Raw genomic sequence first — 17,267 nt, forward strand, 5'->3', positions numbered from 1 at the left:
CATTCTTGCAGCAAGAACCTTCAGGAGCCTTGAGGGCACGGCGCGTTGCCGACTGAGGCTGCACCGTCATCCCCGCTTCCCCCACCCGCAGGAGGAAAGACATGGCACGCAGATCCCTGTCTGCCGCGCTCGCCCTCGTGGCCGGCGCCGCCGCCCTCGTCATCCCCACCGGATTCGGCGCCGCCGGCACCGCGCAGGCCGCCGCTCCGGGCGACAAGGACGTCACCGCCGTGATGTTCGAGTGGAAGTTCGCCTCCATAGCCAAGGCCTGCACGGACACCCTCGGTCCGGCGGGCTACGGCTACGTCCAGGTCTCGCCGCCCCAGGAGCACATCCAGGGCGGCCAGTGGTGGACGTCCTACCAGCCCGTCAGCTACCGGATCGCCGGCCGGCTCGGCGACCGGGCCGCCTTCTCCGCCATGGTCAACACGTGTCACTCGGCCGGGGTCAAGGTCATCGCCGACTCGGTCATCAACCACATGTCGGCGGGCAGCGGCACCGGCACCGGGGGCTCCGCGTACACCAAGTACGACTACCCGGGCCTCTACTCGGGCAACGACCTCGACGACTGCCGGTCCCAGATCAACAACTACAACGATCGCGGCAACGTCCAGAACTGCGAGCTGGTCGGCCTCGCCGACCTGGACACCGGCGAGGACTACGTACGCGGCAGGATCGCCGGCTACCTCAACGACCTGCTCTCGCTCGGCGTCGACGGCTTCCGGATCGACGCCGCCAAGCACATGCCCGCCGGGGACCTCGCCAACATCAAGTCCCGGCTGACCAACACGAACGTCTACTGGAAGCACGAGGCCATCTTCGGGGCGGGCGAGGCCGTCTCGCCCTCCGAGTACCTGGGCAGCGGAGACGTCCAGGAGTTCCGGTACGGGCGGAGCCTCAAGCAGGTCTTCCTCAACGAGAACCTCGCCCACCTGAAGAACTTCGGTGAGGGCTGGGGCTTCATGGAGTCCGGAAAGTCCGCCGTCTTCGTCGACAACCACGACACCGAGCGCGGCGGCGACACCCTCAACTACAAGGCCGGCTCCGCCTACACGCTCGCCAGCGTGTTCATGCTGGCCTGGCCCTACGGCTCCCCGGACGTCCACTCCGGCTACGAGTTCAGCGACCACGACGCCGGACCGCCCAACGGCGGCCAGGTGAACGCCTGCTACAGCGACGGCTGGAAGTGCCAGCACGCCTGGCGCGAGATCTCCTCCATGGTCGGGCTCCGCAACACCGCGCGCGGCCAGGCCGTCACCAACTGGTGGGACAACGGCGGCGACCAGATCGCCTTCGGCCGGGGGAACAAGGCCTACGTCGCCATCAACCACGAGGGCTCCGCACTGAACCGGACCTTCCAGACCTCGCTGCCCGCCGGCGACTACTGCGACGTCCAGTCCGGCAAGGGGGTCCAGGTCAACGGCTCCGGACAGTTCACCGCCACCGTCGCGGCCGGCACCGCCGTCGCCCTGCACACCGGCGCCCGGACCTGTGGGGGTGGCGGCACGGACCCCGACCCGGGCCCCGGAAACGGCACCTCCGGCGCCTCCTTCGGCGTCAACGCCACCACCCGGCCCGGCCAGAACATCCACGTCACCGGCGACCAGGCAGCCCTCGGCAACTGGAACCCGGCGGTCGCGCCGAAGCTCGACCCGGCGGCGTACCCCGTGTGGAAGCTGGACGTGGACCTGCCCGCCGGGACCACGTTCGCCTACAAGTACGTCCGCAAGGACGCCGGTGGCAACGTCACCTGGGAGAGCGGCGCCAACCGCACCGCCACCGTTCCGGCCTCCGGGAAGGTCACGCTGACCGCCGACGTCTGGCGCGGCTGACCCTCCGACCCCAGCGGGCCGGTGGCACCGCCACCGGCCCGCTGCCCCGCCGACCGGCCCACTGTCCGGGCCACCGCTCGACCTACCGCTCGACCCACCGATCAAGCCCTGAGGAGCACCCTCCGTGTCCCGAACCATCCTCGGACGATGGACGGTGGCCGCCCTGTGCGCGGCGCTGCTGCCCGTCGTCCCGGCGGCCACCGCCGCCGCGTCGCCCCGGCCGCCGGCCCCGCCCTCGGACGCGAAACTCGCCCGTGAGGCGGACCGGCACGACCTCACGCGCGAGCAGTTCTACTTCGTGCTGCCCGACCGGTTCGCCAACGGCGACCCCTCCAACGACCGGGGCGGGCTGACCGGTTCGCGGCTGGAGCACGGCTGGGACCCCACCGACAAGGGGTTCTACCAGGGAGGCGACCTCAAGGGCCTCACTCAGAAGCTCGACTACATCAAGGACCTCGGCACCACCGCCATCTGGATGGCGCCGATCTTCAAGAACCGGCCCGTGCAGGGCACCGGCAAGGACGCCTCGGCGGGCTACCACGGCTACTGGATCACCGACTTCACCCAGGTCGACCCGCACTTCGGCACCAACGCCGACCTGGAGCGGCTGATCGACAAGGCCCACGCCAAGGGCATGAAGGTCTTCTTCGACGTCATCACCAACCACACCGCCGACACCGTCGACTACGCGGAGAAGACCTACGGCTACAAGCCGAAGGGCGCCTTCCCCTACCTCGACGCGGACGGCCGCCCCTTCGACGACCGCGACGGCGTCGAGAAGGTGGACCGGGACTCCTTCCCGTACACCCCGGTGAAGACGTCCGGCGTCGGCGAGAAGGTCCCCTCCTGGCTCAACGACCCCACCATGTACCACAACCGGGGCGACTCGACGTGGGCCGGCGAGTCCAACGAGTACGGCGACTTCTCCGGGCTCGACGACCTGTGGACCGAGCGTCCCGAGGTCGTGAAGGGCATGGAGAAGATCTACGAGAAGTGGGTCCGCGACTTCGACATCGACGGCTTCCGCATCGACACGGTCAAACACGTCGACCTGGACTTCTGGACCCAGTGGGCCACCGCGCTGGACGCGTACGCCGCGAAGCGCGGCCGGGACGACTTCTTCATGTTCGGCGAGGTCTACTCCGCCGACACCGAGGTGACCTCCCCGTACGTCACCCGGGGCCGCCTGGACTCCACGCTGGACTTCCCTTTCCAGGACGCCGCCCGGCAGTTCGCGTCCCAGGGCGCGCCCGCCGACAAGCTCGCCTCGGTGTACGGCAACGACTACCGCTACACCACCGACAAGGCCAACGCCTACGAGCAGGTCACCTTCCTCGGCAACCACGACATGGGCCGCATCGGGACCTTCCTGAAGCAGGACAACCCGAAGGCCGATGACGCCGAGCTGCTGAAGCGGGCCCGGCTCGCCAACGAGCTGATGTTCCTCGGCCGGGGCAACCCGGTGATCTACTACGGCGACGAGCAGGGCTTCACCGGAGCCGGCGGCGACAAGGACTCCCGCCAGACGCTCTTCGCCTCGAAGACCGCCGACTACCTCGACGACGACCAGCTCGGCACCGACCGGACGCACGCCTCGGACGCGTACGACACGAAGCACCCGGTCTACCGCTCCATCGCCGCCCTCGCCGAGCTCACCGAGGCCCACCCGGCGCTGCGCGACGGCACGCAGATCGAGCGGTTCGCGGAAGGCTCGGTGTACGCCACCTCGCGCATCGACACCGAGCGGCCGTACGAATACCTCGTCGCCTCCAACAACGGCACGAGCCCGCGGAAGGTCCAGCTCGCCACCGAGTCGGCCGACATGAACTTCCGCACGCTCTACGGCGGTTCCGGCTCGGTCCGTAGCGGCAAGGACAAGAAGGTCACCGTCACCGTGCCCGCGCTCTCCAGCGTCGCGCTGAAGGCGGACCGGACCGCGGGCGCCCCCGCGGCCAAGCCCGCGATCACGCTGAAGGCCCCGGCCGCCGGCGCCACCGGCACCGTCGGGATCACCGCCGACGTGGACGGCGGACAGCTCAACCGGGTCGTCTTCGCCGCCCAGGTGGGCAACGGGAAGTGGAAGACGCTCGGTTCGGCCGACCACGCCCCGTACAAGGTCACCCAGTACCTCGACGAGACGGTGAAGGCGGGAACGCCGCTGCGCTACAAGGCCGTCGTCGTCGACCGGGCGGGCCGCACCACCAGTGCCCTCGCCGCGACCACCGCGGGAGCGACACCGCCGAAGCCGAAACCCGTCGCCGTCGAGCGCGACCGGGCCGTCGTCCACTACCAGCGCCCCGACGGCGACTACGAGGGCTGGCAGTTGAAGTCCGGCGGACGGACAGCCGAGTTCATCGGGCGGGACGCCTACGGCGCGTTCGCCTGGATCGACCTGGAGAAGGGCACCGACTCCGTCCCGTACACCGTCGAGAGGAACGGCACGGCCGACGGACCGCAGCGGACGATCGACCTCGGCGTGACCGGACAGGTCTGGATCGAACAGGGCAAGGACGGGCAGCGGGCCGAAGCCCCCGAGGCCCCGCCGCAGGACACCGCCAAGGCGGTCCTCAACTACCACCGCCCGGACGGGAACTACGACGGTTGGGGGCTGCACACCTGGGCCGGGGCCAAGGAGCCCACCGACTGGTCCAAGCCGCTGATGCCGGTGAGGAAGGACGCCTACGGGGTCACCTTCGAGGTGCCGCTCGTCGACGGGGCCACCACCCTCAGCTACATCCTGCACAAGGGCGACGAGAAGGACCTGCCCAGCGACCAGTCCCTCGACCTCGCCACGTACGGCCACGAGGTCTGGATGCTCGGGGGCAAGCCCGGCTACCTGCTCCCGCAGACCGGCGGCGGCGCGGCCCCCGACCTGTCGAAGGCCGAGGCGCAGTGGATCGACGCGCACACCGTCGTCTGGAAGGTGAAGACGACCGACGCCACCAGCCAGCAGCTCGTGTACGCGGAGAAGGGCGGCATCTCCGTCGTCGACGGGGCGCTCTCCGACGAGGGCCGGTGGCTGCGGCTCACGCAGTCCGCGCTCAGTGACGCGCAGAAGGCGAAGTACCCGCACCTCGAGGACTACCCGGCGTTCACCGTGGACGCCCGTGACCGGGACCGCGTCCGGGAATCCCTGCGCGGCCAGCTCGTCGCCACCCAGCGCGCCGCCAACGGGGCCCTGCTCGCCGCCACCGGCGTACAGACCGCCGGCATCCTGGACGACCTGTACGGGAAGAAGGCCGCCTCCGCCGACCTCGGCCCCGTCTTCCGCAAGGGCACGCCCACGCTCTCCGTGTGGGCCCCCACCGCCCGGACCGTCTCGCTCGAACTCGACGGCCGCACCCACCCGATGAAGCGCGACGACCGCACCGGCGTCTGGTCGGTCACCGGCAAGAAGAGCTGGCGCGCCAAGCCCTACCGGTACGCGGTGACCGTCTGGGCGCCCACCGTCCAGAAGCTGGTCACCAACAAGGTCACCGACCCCTACTCCACGGCCCTGACCGCCGACTCCGCCCGCAGCCTCGTCGTCGACCTCACCGACCCGAAGCTCGCCCCGCGCGGCTGGTCGGGTCTGAAGAAGCCCGCCGCCACCCCGCTGCGGGACGCCCAGATCCAGGAGCTGCACGTCCGGGACTTCTCCGTCACGGACCGCACGGCGACCCACCCCGGTGAGTACCTGGCCTTCACCGACACCCGCTCCAAGGGCATGCAGCACCTCAAGAAGCTCGCCGACGCCGGCACGAGCTACGTCCACCTGCTGCCCGTCTTCGACATCGGGACGATCCCGGAGAAGAAGAAGGACCAGCAGCAGCCCGCCTGCGATCTCCACGTCTACGCCCCCGACTCCGAGGAGCAGCAGGCCTGCGTCAGCAAGGCCGCCGCCAAGGACGGCTTCAACTGGGGTTACGACCCGCTGCACTACACCGTCCCCGAGGGCTCCTACGCCTCCGACCCGGACGGCACCGAGCGCACGGTCGAGTTCCGGAGAATGGTCCAGGGCCTCAACCAGGCCGGACTGCGCACCGTCATGGACGTCGTCTACAACCACACCGTCGCCTCCGGGCAGGACGACAAGTCGGTCCTCGACAAGGTCGTGCCCGGCTACTACCAGCGCCTCCTGGCGGACGGCAGCGTCGCCACCTCCACCTGCTGCGCCAACACCGCCCCCGAGAACACCATGATGGGCAAGCTCGTCGTCGACTCGATCGTCACCTGGGCGAAGGAGTACAAGGTCGACGGCTTCCGCTTCGACCTGATGGGCCACCACCCCAAGGACAACATCCTCGAGGTCCGCAAGGCGCTGGACCGGCTCACGCTCGCCGAGGACGGCGTCGACGGCAGGAAGATCATCCTGTACGGCGAGGGCTGGAACTTCGGCGAGATCGCGGACGACGCCCGCTTCGTCCAGGCCACCCAGAAGAACATGGCCGGCACCGGCATCGCCACCTTCTCCGACCGGGCCCGCGACGCCGTGCGCGGCGGCGGCCCCTTCGACGAGGACCCCGGCGTCCAGGGCTTCGCCACCGGCCTCTACACCGACCCCAACTCCTCCCCGGCCAACGGCACCCGCGCCGAGCAGAAGGCCCGGCTGCTGCACTACCAGGACCTGATCAAGGTCGGCCTCACCGGCAACCTCGCCGACTACACCTTCACCGACACCTCCGGCCGCACGGTCAAGGGCTCCGAGGTCGACTACAACGGGGCGCCCGCCGGATACGCGGCCGCACCCGGCGACGCGCTGGCCTACTCCGACGCCCACGACAACGAGACCCTCTTCGACACCCTCGCCTTCAAGCTCCCGGCCGACACGACGGCAGCCGAACGGGCCAGGGCCCAGGTGGTGGCCATGGCCGCCTCCGTCCTCTCCCAGGGCCCCTCGCTCTCCCAGGCGGGCACCGACCTGCTGCGCTCCAAGTCACTGGACCGCAACTCCTACGACAGCGGCGACTGGTTCAACGCCCTGCACTGGGACTGCCGCGACGGCAACGGCTTCGGCCGGGGCCTGCCGCCCGCCGCCGACAACCAGGACAAGTGGGCGTACGCGAAGCCGCTCCTGGCCGCCACCGGCACCATCGCGCCGAAGTGCGCGCAGATCGACGGGGCCTCTGCCGCCTACCGCGACCTGCTCACCATCCGCTCCACCGAGAAGGAGTTCTCCCTGCGCACCGCCGGTCAGGTGCGGTCCGCCCTGTCCTTCCCGCTCTCCGGCCCGGCCGAGACGCCGGGCGTGATCACCATGCGCCTCGGCGACCTGGTCGTCGTCCTCAACGCCGCGCCGACCACCGCCGACCAGCGGCTCGTCGCACCGGCGGGGAAGACGTACGCACTGCACCCCGTCCAGGCCGAGGGGGCGGACTCTACCGTCAAACGAGCCAGGTACGACCGGAAATCGGCCACTTTCACCGTCCCGGGACGCACGGCGGCCGTCTTCAGGCTGCGCTGACCTCGGACAGCACTACGGTGACGGCAGACGTCGGCGATGGAGCCGCGACAGCCGTCCTGGTTCACCGGGCCGGTCCCGCCTCCCCGGGAGGGGAGGCGGGACCGGCCCGGTGTGCGCGGCAGGAGCCCCACCCGGGGCGGTCGGCTCGCCGGCGCACCCTGCCCCAGCGTGCGGACGGTGATGATGACCAAGGTGGGATACCTTCCCGACGAGACGAGCAGCTTCGTCGGGAGGCGGGCCGAACTGGCCCGGCTGGGAACCGCGTTGACCACCCGGCGGATGACCACCCTGATCGGCCCCGGCGGCGTCGGCAAGACCCGGCTCGCGCTCCGGGCCGCCCGCGCCGCCGCCGACCGTTACGCGGACGGGGCCTGGTGGGCCGACCTCTCCCCGCTCTACGACGACGGGCTGCTGCTCCCCACCGTCTCGGACGCGGTCGGACTCGCGGACCACACCCTGCGGATGCCCGTCGAGGCGCTCTGCGAATGGCTCGGCGACAAGCACCTCCTGCTGGTCCTCGACTCCGCCGAACACCTCCGCGCCGCCTGCTCCCACCTGCTGGCCGAGATCCTGACCACCTCGTCGGGCCTGACGGTCCTGGTCACCAGCAGGCAGCCGCTCGGCACCCGGGGCGAGTACGTCGTCGAGGTGCCGCCGCTCCCGGTCGACGGCGCGCCCGACGCCCTCCAGCTCTTCGCCGACCGGCTCCGCGCCGCCGATCCCCGGGCCGGTCTCGACTCCCCGGGCGACGAGGCGGCGGCCGCCGAGATCTGCCGCCGCCTCGAAGGCATCCCGCTCGCCATCGAGCTGGCCGCCGCGGGCATCGGCCGGCACAGCGTGGCCCAGCTCGCCACCCGCATCGGCAGCCGCTTCGACGTCCGGGGCGGCGGCTTCGGCGTGCCGGGCCGCAGCGGCGTCCTCGCTCTCGCACCCGGCTTCGGAGCGCCCGGGTCCGGGGCGCCGGGCGCGACAGGGGCGGACGAGGCGGACGAGGCGGACGAGGCGGAGGGGAGCCCGGACACGGCCCGCCTCGACCTCCTCGCCGACGCGACGGTGTGGCCGCGCCGCCACCGCACCCTGCGCACCGCCATCGGCTGGTCCCACGAGCTGTGCACCCCGCTGGAGCGCCTCCTGTGGGCCCGCCTCACCCCGCTGCGGACCGACTTCGACGAGGAGGTCGCCCGGGAGGTCTGCGTGGGCGGCCCGCTCACCCCGGACGAGGTGGACCGGGCCCTCCAGGGGCTCGTCGCCCAGTGTGTCGTCCAGCGCGACGGCGACCGCTACCGGATGCTCGACACCCTCCGCGAGTACGGCCGGATGTGGCTCACCGAGCTGGGCGAGGCCCGCGCCGCCGCCGACCGGCACGCGAGCAGCTTCCTCGGCCTCGCCCGCCGCGCCCACGACGGCTGGACCGGAGCCGGGCAGGTGTCCTGGTACCACAAGGTGGCCGACACCCACCTCGACCTGTGCGCCGCCCTGGAGCACCTGCTCGTCCACGACGTCGGCGGGGCCCAGGAGATGGCGGGCCGCGTCGGCTTCTTCTGGGCCTGCTGCGGCCACCTCTCCGAAGCCCGGAGCTACGCCCAGCGCGCGCTGGACGCGGGCCCCGTGGAGGGACCCCACCGGACCAGGCTGCAATGGGTCCTCGGCGTCGCGGCCCTGCTCCAGGGCGACTTCGCGACCGCCGAGAAGTACGGGGCGCTGTGCACGGCCGTCGCCCTGCTCGACCGGGACGACGAGGGCATGCTCGGCGCTGCCTATCTCTCCGGCCTCACCCAGCTGATGACCGGGGAGCCCGCCGCGGCCCTGGAGGCGGCCGGGCGGGTGCTGCGGATGACCGAGGGCCTCCCGGTGGACTCGGCCCACCGGCTGCGCTGCCACCTCATCACCGTCTTCGCGCTCACCGCGCTCGGCCGGCTCGACGAGTCCGAGGCGGCGGCCACCACGCTGCGCCGGGCCTGCGAACGCGGCGGCGAATACTGGACCCGTTCCTACGCGGACTACCAGCTCGCGCTGATCGCCCTGTTCCAGGACCGCCCGGCGGCCTCCGCCGCGCACGCCCGGTCGATGCTCGCGGGCAAGCACCGGCTCCGCGACAGCTTCGGGATCGCGCTGGGACTGGACATCCTGGCCGCCGCCATCGCCGCCCAGGGCGCGGGCGCGCAGGCCGCCCGGGTCTACGGCACCGGGCACGCGTACTGGCGCATGGTCGGCCATCCCCAGCGCGGCACGCCCGAGCTGGGGCCGGTTCGCGAGAGGTGCGAGCTCCAGGCGCGCGCGGCCATCGGCGACGAGGCCTACCAGCGCGCCTTCGAGCGCGGCCAGTCGGACAACGCGGAGGTCGGCCTCGCCGCCGCGCTGCGTACCGAGCTACAGCTCTGACCTGGGCGTGGGCGGACATCGGTGCGCCGATGGAGTCCCCGGACTACCCACACCCGGGCCATGTGGGTAAGGTTAGGCATACCTAAGTAGCCACTTGGGTTCCGCTGACCCCTCCTGGAGAACTCGGATGCGTCTTTCCCGCCCCCGCGCCACGCAGCCGACCCGCGCCGAGCGCGTCCGGTCGATCCTGACCGTCGCCCACTCCATGACCGTGGTCAGCGACGGACTGCACACCGAAGTCCGCCGCCTCGACGGCGGACGCGCGATGGGCCATATCCACCTGCACGCCCCGGACGACGGCGGCCACGCGCCGAGCGCCGAACGCGTCCCGGCGCGCCTGGAGTTCACGGACATCGCCCCCACTCCCGTACGCGACCGGCTGCGTGCCCGCGTCACGGTCACCGGGCTGCTCGCCGCCCCGTACGGCACCGGCACCGAGCAGAGCACCTGCATGGAGTTCGGGCAGGCCGTCCTGGAGGACGGCGAGGGGCGCACCTTCGTCACCCTGGAGGAGATGGAGGAGGTGGAGACCGACCCGATCGCCGCCTGCGAGGCGGGCATGCTCACCCATCTGGTGGACGACCACGCCGAACTCGTCCCGCTGCTCCTGCGCCTCGTCCATCCCCGCCCGGAGCGCGGCATGACGCGGGCGGTGCCGCTGGCGATGGACCGCTTCGGGGTGACCCTGCGACTCGAATACCCCCGCACCCACGAGGACGTGCGCCTGCCGTTCCCCCGCCCGGTCACCGAGATCGACCAGGCGGGTCCGCAGATCCACGCCCTGCTGGCCGCCGCCCGCCGCGTCTCCCACCGCAACGGCCTGCCGGCCTAGGCGGAATCAAGGGCTCAGTGCGGCAGGCGCTGCGCGGGCACGTCCGGGGCGAACGCGGAGAGCCGGGCGAGCAGTTCACCGAACGGGCCGTCCGCCGGCTCCTGGGACAGCACCCGCAGCACGATGCCCGCCATCTCCTGGTCGTACGCGGCGCTGACCGCGGCGAGCGCCGCGAAGTCGTGCACCAGCTGCGTCTCCAGCTCGGCGCGCGGGATACGCCGCCCGTCCAGCCAGATCAGCGCCGTCGACTCGGCGAGCGAGACCCAGGAGCGGACCACCAGCTCCAGCCGGGCCGGCGGTTCGGTCACCCCGAGATGCGTGATGATCTGCTCGTACGCGGCCTGCCGCACCCCGTCGATCATGGCGTTCGCCGTGGAGGAACCGACCGCCGGCCCGCCCCGCATCAGCGCGGAGAAGCCGGGGCCGTGATCGTCGACGAAGTCGAAGAACCGCCCCGTCACGCGGAGCAGCCGCGCGCCCAGGGGGCCTTCCAGGGGCTCCAGGAAGCGCGCCGCCAGCTCGTCCGCGGCCCGCCGCAGCGCCGCCTCGTACAGGCTCTGCTTCCCGGGGAAGTAGTGGTACACCAGCGGACGGGAGATACCGGCGGCCGCGGCGATCTCGTCGATCGACACCTCCTCGGGCGAGCGCCGGCTGAACAAGTCCAGCGCGACGCCGATCAGTTGCTGTCTGCGCTCGTCGACGCCCATCCTGCGCCGCATTCCGGTCGTCATACGGACAGCCTATCCGGGGCCGAGGGGGCGTCGCGCGGCGGACACCGGTCCGGCGAGCACCCCTACAGGTCCAGGACGAGACGTCCGCCTCGGCAGCGCGAGACACAGATCAGCATCGAGTCGCCCCGCTCGTCGTCGGTCAGCAGATCGTCCCGGTGGTCGATCTCGCCCTCCAGGACCCGCTGTTGGCAGGTTCCGCAGAACCCCTGCTCGCAGGAGTACGCGACATGGGGCACCGCGGTGCGGACAGCGGCCAGGACCGACTGCCCGGCCGCGACCGGCACGGTGCGCCCGCTGCGCCGCAGCTCCACCTCGAACGCCCCGGAGCCGGGGCCCGTCGCGTCACCCGGCGCGGCCGAGAACCGCTCCAGGTGCAGCGGGTGCCCCTCCGGGAGCGCGGCGGCGACGGCGTCCATCAGCGGCTCGGGCCCGCAGCAGTAGACCGCCGTGCCCGGGTCGAGCGCGCCCAGCACCGCCGCGACGTCCGGGTGGCCCGCCTCGTCCTGGGCGACGACCGTGACCCGGCCCCCGTCCGCGTCGAGCGCCTCGATCTCCTCCAGGAACGGCATCGATCCCCGCGACCTGCCTCCGTACAGCAGCCGCCAGTGGGCCCCCGACGCGGCCAGCGACCGCAGCATCGGCCACACCGGGGTGATCCCGATGCCGCCGACGACGAAGACGTAGGCCCCGGCCTCGGCCAGCGGGAAGCGGTTGCGCGGCCCGCGCACCTCGACCTCCTGGCCTTCCCGGAGCTGTTCGTGCACCTCCCGCGAACCGCCCCGGCCGCCCTCCACCAGCCGGGTCGCCACGGTGTAGGCACCGGTGTCGTCCGGGTCGCCGCACAGGGAGTACTGCCGCACCAGACCGGACGGCAGCACCAGGTCCAGATGGGCTCCCGGCTCCCAGCGCGGCAGGCCGGCCCCCTCCAGCCGGAGCTGGACGACGCCGTCGGCGACCACGGTCCGCCCGGTGACCAGCAGCCGCCGGACCGAGGTCGCGCGCCGCTTCGAGTGGCCCGATACCGGCTCGGGCAGAGCGGGCAGCGGCCACAGCGGGGACCGGGCGATCCGGCGCTCGAGGGCGCGCCGGGTGAGCAGGGCGGCGCCGGAGACGAGCACGACGGTACGCAGACGGGGCAGAGCCACGGGTCAGGCCCCTTCCGTCGCGGCGGTCTCCGCGGCGAGCGCGGCGGGGGAGCGGTTCAGGTACTCCACGGCCTGGGCCGTACTGCCCTCCTGGGAGGGGTGGTACGACCGGCTGAGGTAGCTCGGCACGGACCGCAGGATCGAGCGCGTGCTGGGCAGCGTGCCCTGCTTGCCGCTCGCGTGGAACGCCTTGAAGGAGGCCTTGCCGCCCAGCAGCGTGGGGTCGTTCTCCATGAAGAAGCGGGTGCCGCGCTGCCAGAGGAACACCAGTGCGGAGAACGCCGCCGCCCAGGTACGCACCCGCCGCCGGTAGCCGCCGTCCACGTGCATGAAGACGTCGAAGGCCACCGACCGGTGCTCGACCTCCTCCGCCCCGTGCCAGCGCAGCAGATCGAGCATCGTCGGATCCGCGCCCCGGCGGTCCAGGGCGTCGGCGTTGAGGATCCAGTCGCCGAGGAACGCGGTGTAGTGCTCGATCGCCGCGATCGTCGCCACCCGCTCCATCAGCCACCACTTAGAGGCCCGCCCCGGCGGCAGGGTCCGGTCCCCGAGCAGCTTCTCGAAGAACCAGTCGACCTGCGCGGTGTACGGGGTCGGGTCGAGGCCCAACTCCCGCAGGTGCGGCAGCACATCGTCGTGCGCCTGCGAGTGCACGGCCTCCTGCCCGATGAACCCGATGACATCCTCGCGCAGTCGGTCGTCGTGGATGTACGGGAGTATCTGCCGGTAGACGTGGATGAACCAGCGTTCCCCGGCGGGGAGCAGCAGATGGAGCACATTGATGGTGTGCGTGGTGAACGGGTCGCCCGGCACCCAGTGCAGGGGGGTCTGCTCCCAGGCGAAGGACACCTTGCGGGCCTTGAGGGGCGTCCGCTCCGACGCGACCGCCGCTGGCTGCGTATTAGACATGGCGTCAATGTACTGGCGGGTAGGTGGGGGGACCAGAGGCGTGCAGAGATTTCCGTATCGTTCCGGGAAGCACGCGCGATGATTGCGGGTATGACAAAACCCGTGCAGGCCCGCTCCTTCGACGCCATCGCCGCCGCCTACGACGCGCACCGCCCCTCCTACCCGCCCGCCCTGTTCGACGCCGTCGAGGAGTTGGCCGGGCTGCCGCTCGCCGGAGCCCGGGTCGCGGACGTCGGAGCGGGGACGGGACTCGGCACGGCGCGTCTCTACGAGCGCGGTGCCCGGGTCACGGCGGTGGAGCCGGGCGACGGGATGGCCGGGCAGTTCCGCCGGGGGCTGCCGGACGTGCCGCTGGTCCGGGGTGACGGGAACAGCCTGCCGCTGCGCACCGGTTCCATGGACCTGATCTCGTACGCCCAGGCCTGGCACTGGACCGACCCGGCCCGCTCGATCCCCGAGGTCCGCCGGGTGCTGCGGCCGGGCGGGGCGCTGGCGCTCTGGTGGAACGACGGCGACCCGTCCGTGGAGTGGCTCGTCGACCAGGAGAACCGGATGCGGGTCTTCTTCGGGGTGGAGGTCCCCGCCGTCCCGTCCCACCGGGCCCGCTTCCGGGCCGAACTGCCCGACGGGCTCGACTTCCGCACCCGGCAGGTGACCTGGAGCCGGCGCGTACCGATCGACACCCATATCGCCAACCTGGCCACCCACTCCGACTTCCTGATCGGCGACCCGGCGGCGGTCGGCGACTACTTCGACCGCGAACGGGCTCTTCTGACCGCCCTGTTCCCGGACGGTGCGGTCGAGGAGGCGTACGTCGTGAGTCTTGCCGTGGCCCGCCCCTGAACCCGCTTCCGCGTGCGGGACGGGCCGAGGGCGACATGATTCGGAAGGGTGAGGCGCGTGGTCCGTTCAGCCTCCCGGCCGATTCGGGGAAGCCCCGGCCCGAGAGCGGACCGGGTCACCGGCCCTCAGGCGAAGGCGGCCAGGGGGGCGTCCACCGGGGCTCCGGTGAGCCGGTTGGCCAGGGTCGACAGGGTGTACGTGCCGATCCCCAGGACCACTTCGAGGGCGTTCTGCTCGGTGTAGCCGTGCGCCAGGAAGTCCCGCAGGGTCGCGTCGTCCACCGCGCCCGCCGAGGCGAGCACCGCCAGGGTGAACTGCCGCACAGCTTCCAGGCGTTCGTCCGGAAGCGGGGCCCCGGCACGGTCGCGCAGGGCCGTGACGAGCGCCGGATCGGCGTCCAGGGCGGTCAGCTTCGCGGTGTGCATCGCGACGCAGAGGTGACAGCCGTTGCGGGTGGCCATCGTCATGATCAGGACTTCGCGGGAGAGCGGGTCCAGGGTGCAGGCCTCGAAGATCGCGCTGATCTTCAGGAAGCCGTCCAGGGTGTGGGGTGAGGCCGCGAGCCGGGCGATCGCGGTGGGCCGGTAGCCCAGCCGCTCGGTCACCGCCTCCATGGCGCGCCGGGAGCCGGGCGGGGCGGTCTCGGGGGTGAGATCGGGAAAGGGCATGGCGGGGCCTCACTACGCGGGGCGGATCGGGCAGGGCCAGCTACGATCGACAATATGGTTGACGAAAAAAAGGTAAACCAGGTTGTCGAATCTGGCAATGGCAATGGCAAGGGCTTCGAGCTTCCGCTGCTGCTCTTCGCGGGCTTCCGCTCGATCATCGACGCCCTGCACCGGGACCTGGCCGAGCACGGACACCCCGAGACCCGGCCCGCGTACGGCTTCGCCCTCCAGGCGGTGGGGCGCGACGGCGCGGCCATCGGCGAGATCGGGCGGCGGCTCGGGGTCTCCAAACAGGCCGCCGGAAAGACCGTCGAGAAGCTGGAGGCGCTCGGTTACGTGGAGCGCGCCCCGGACCCCGCCGACGGCCGGCGCACCCTGATCCGCCTCACCCCGCACGGCGCCGACCTGCTGGCCCGCTCCGCCGAGGGCTTCGACCGGCTGCGGGCGGAATGGGCCCGGGCGCTGGGCGGGGAGAGGCTGGCAGCCCTGGAGCGGGACCTGCGCGCGATGGCCCCCTCCGGAGCGTTCCGGCTGGACGCGGCTGGCTGGTTCACCGGCTGAACGATGGTGAACCGGCTCAGCCGTGGTCCAGATACGCCAGCACCGCCAGCACCCGGCGGTTGTCGTCGTCCGACGGGGGCAGGTCGAGCTTGCCGAAGATGTTCGACGTGTGCTTGGCCACCGCCCGCTCCGTGATCACCAACTGCGAGGCGATGGCGGCGTTGGAGCGGCCCTGGGCCACCAGTTCCATCACCTCCCGCTCGCGCGGGGTGAGGCCGCCCATCGGTTCGTCCCGCGAACGGCGCGACAGGAGCTGGGAGATGACCTGCGGGTCCATCGCCGTGCCGCCCGCCGCCACCCGCCGTACCGCGTCGATGAACTGGTCCGCGTCGAAGACCCGGTCCTTCAGCAGATAGCCGATGCCGCCGTTGCCGTCCGCCAGCAGCTCCCGTGCGTACAACTGCTCCACGTGCTGCGAGAGCACCAGCACCGGAAGCCCCGGCCGCGCCCGGCGGGCGGCCAGGGCGCACTGGAGGCCCTCGTCGGTGTGGGACGGCGGGAGCCGGACGTCGACGACGGCGACGTCCGGCTCCAACTCGGTCAGCGCTCTGGTCAGTTCGGGCCCGGTCTCCACAGCCGCGGCGATCTCGAAGTCGTACGCCTCCAGCATGCGCACCAGGCCGTCGCGCAGCAGGAAGAGATCTTCGGCTAGGACAACTCGCAAGGAATCTCCATGGTCACCATGGTGGGACCGCCCGCGGGACTGCTGACGGCCAGGACGCCGTCGAATGTACCCAGTCGCCGTTCGATTCCGCTCAGCCCCGAACCGGATCCGACGACCGCACCGCCCCTGCCGTCGTCCGTCACGGAGATCCGGAGCATCCCTTCCGCGTGGTGCAGGTCCACGTAGATCCGCTCCGCCTCCGCGTGCTTCACCGTGTTCGTCAGGGCCTCGCTGACCGCGAAGTACGCGGCCGACTCCACCGGGGCCTGTGCCCGCCCCGACAGCTCCACCGTCACCTCGGAGGCGACCGGCAGCCGCAGGGCCAGCGCCCGCACCGCGTCGCCGAGGCCCCGCTCCGCGAGGACCGGCGGGTGGATGCCCCGGACCAGGTCCCGCAGTTCGGTCAGCGCCTCGGCGGAGGACTCCCGGGCCATCGCCAGCATCTGCTTCGCCCGGGCCGGGTCCTTCTCGATCAGCGCCTCGATCGTGCCCAGGTTCATGCCCATCGCGACCAGCCGCGCCTGCGCCCCGTCGTGCAGGTCCCGCTCGATGCGGCGCAGCTCGGACGCGGCGGTGTCCACGGCCTCGTGCCGGGTCTCGGTCAGCCGCTCGACGCGCTGCTCCAACTCCTGGTCCTGGGTGGGCGCCAGCACCGTACGGGCGAGCACGAAGTGCAGGCGCAGCAGCGGCCGGCTCGCCCACAGCCCCGCGTGGAAGAGCACGATCCCCAACGCCAGGGCCGCGATCCCCGTCGCCTGGCTGTCCACCGGCACGAACCCGTACCAGTACGGATCGTCCCGGAACACCCGCCACAGGCCCGCCGCCAGGACCAGCCCCTCGACCGGGTAGATCATCAGGGCCGCCGCCAGGACCGCCACCACCGCGCCCGCCGTCATGTCGACCAGCAGCCACTGGAGGTCCCGCCAGGTCGCCGGGTCCCTCAGCAGCAGCGTCGTGCGCTCCACCTGGCCGGTGACGCCCGTCCGCAGATCCTTGGGGAAGCGCCGGTAGGGGACCGGGATCCGCACGTCCGACCAGGTCACCGCCCACAGTCGCCGCTGGTTGGCGTGCTTGCGGACCGCCTCCAGCACGACCGGGGTGGTGAACACGCCGATGCCCAGCAGGATGAAGACGATCGAGAGCACCGCGAGCACGAACAGAGTGATGGACGCCGCCAGGCCGGCCACCGACAGGAACAGTCCGCGCCCCGCCGCCAGCGCCGCCGGCCGCAGCCGTCCAGAGAACACCTTCATCGCG

General features: G+C 71.9%; 12 protein-coding genes. 6 read left to right on the forward strand and 6 right to left on the reverse strand.

Annotation, left to right across the window (positions count from 1 at the left end):
* Positions 1-101: 101 nt before the first annotated feature.
* The 4 genes from ACIRJT_RS07555 to ACIRJT_RS07570 all read left to right on the forward strand — a co-directional run bounded on the left by ACIRJT_RS07555 (position 102) and on the right by ACIRJT_RS07570 (position 10,489).
* Positions 102-1,832, forward strand: a complete 1,731-nt coding sequence (locus tag ACIRJT_RS07555) for a carbohydrate-binding module family 20 domain-containing protein (protein ID WP_403905827.1) — start codon at positions 102-104, stop codon at positions 1,830-1,832.
* 124 nt (positions 1,833-1,956) lie between these two features.
* The gene (gene pulA / locus ACIRJT_RS07560; protein ID WP_403905829.1) at positions 1,957-7,275 is read left to right on the forward strand and encodes a pullulanase-type alpha-1,6-glucosidase; all 5,319 of its coding nucleotides are present in this window, start codon (positions 1,957-1,959) and stop codon (positions 7,273-7,275) included.
* A gap of 180 nt (positions 7,276-7,455) precedes the next feature.
* Positions 7,456-9,657, forward strand: coding sequence for an ATP-binding protein (locus tag ACIRJT_RS07565; protein WP_403906559.1), 2,202 nt, complete (start codon positions 7,456-7,458; stop codon positions 9,655-9,657).
* 127 nt (positions 9,658-9,784) lie between these two features.
* Positions 9,785-10,489 (forward strand): DUF2470 domain-containing protein, encoded by a 705-nt coding sequence (locus tag ACIRJT_RS07570; protein ID WP_403905831.1) that lies wholly within the window; start codon positions 9,785-9,787, stop codon positions 10,487-10,489.
* 14 nt (positions 10,490-10,503) lie between these two features.
* On the opposite strand, the gene ACIRJT_RS07575 is transcribed toward ACIRJT_RS07570, so the two are convergent.
* The 3 genes from ACIRJT_RS07575 to ACIRJT_RS07585 all read right to left on the reverse strand — a co-directional run bounded on the left by ACIRJT_RS07575 (position 10,504) and on the right by ACIRJT_RS07585 (position 13,274).
* Positions 10,504-11,220 (reverse strand): TetR/AcrR family transcriptional regulator, encoded by a 717-nt coding sequence (locus ACIRJT_RS07575; RefSeq protein WP_403905834.1) that lies wholly within the window; start codon positions 11,218-11,220, stop codon positions 10,504-10,506.
* A gap of 62 nt (positions 11,221-11,282) precedes the next feature.
* Positions 11,283-12,365: a PDR/VanB family oxidoreductase gene (locus ACIRJT_RS07580; RefSeq protein ID WP_403905836.1), complete on the reverse strand. Its 1,083-nt coding sequence runs from the start codon at positions 12,363-12,365 to the stop codon at positions 11,283-11,285.
* Between the two features lie 3 nt (positions 12,366-12,368).
* Positions 12,369-13,274, reverse strand: a complete 906-nt coding sequence (locus ACIRJT_RS07585; RefSeq protein ID WP_403905838.1) for a metal-dependent hydrolase — start codon at positions 13,272-13,274, stop codon at positions 12,369-12,371.
* A gap of 90 nt (positions 13,275-13,364) precedes the next feature.
* Here ACIRJT_RS07585 and ACIRJT_RS07590 point away from each other — a divergent pair, with 90 nt between their 5' ends.
* Entirely contained in the window at positions 13,365-14,117 is a 753-nt protein-coding gene (locus tag ACIRJT_RS07590) for a class I SAM-dependent methyltransferase (RefSeq protein ID WP_403905841.1), read from the forward strand.
* Positions 14,118-14,242: 125 nt separating this feature from the next.
* On the opposite strand, the gene ACIRJT_RS07595 is transcribed toward ACIRJT_RS07590, so the two are convergent.
* The gene (locus ACIRJT_RS07595) at positions 14,243-14,785 is read right to left on the reverse strand and encodes a carboxymuconolactone decarboxylase family protein (protein ID WP_403905844.1); all 543 of its coding nucleotides are present in this window, start codon (positions 14,783-14,785) and stop codon (positions 14,243-14,245) included.
* Positions 14,786-14,839: 54 nt separating this feature from the next.
* Between ACIRJT_RS07595 and ACIRJT_RS07600 the strand changes: the two genes are divergently transcribed.
* Positions 14,840-15,346 (forward strand): MarR family winged helix-turn-helix transcriptional regulator, encoded by a 507-nt coding sequence (locus tag ACIRJT_RS07600; protein ID WP_403905847.1) that lies wholly within the window; start codon positions 14,840-14,842, stop codon positions 15,344-15,346.
* A 16-nt stretch (positions 15,347-15,362) separates the two neighbouring features.
* Here the strand turns inward: ACIRJT_RS07600 and ACIRJT_RS07605 are convergent, their stop codons facing one another.
* Both ACIRJT_RS07605 and ACIRJT_RS07610 read right to left on the reverse strand, forming a co-directional pair.
* Positions 15,363-16,010 carry a LuxR C-terminal-related transcriptional regulator gene (locus ACIRJT_RS07605; RefSeq protein ID WP_403905849.1) on the reverse strand — a complete coding sequence of 216 codons (648 nt, stop codon included), beginning with the start codon at positions 16,008-16,010 and terminating at the stop codon, positions 15,363-15,365.
* Positions 15,995-17,263 (reverse strand): sensor histidine kinase, encoded by a 1,269-nt coding sequence (locus ACIRJT_RS07610; protein ID WP_403905852.1) that lies wholly within the window; start codon positions 17,261-17,263, stop codon positions 15,995-15,997. The genes ACIRJT_RS07605 and ACIRJT_RS07610 overlap by 16 nt, the downstream gene beginning before the upstream one ends.
* Positions 17,264-17,267 lie beyond the last annotated feature (4 nt).

The sequence above is a fragment of the Streptomyces sp. NPDC102283 genome (genome assembly GCF_044766265.1).
Lineage (GTDB): Bacteria > Actinomycetota > Actinomycetes > Streptomycetales > Streptomycetaceae > Streptomyces.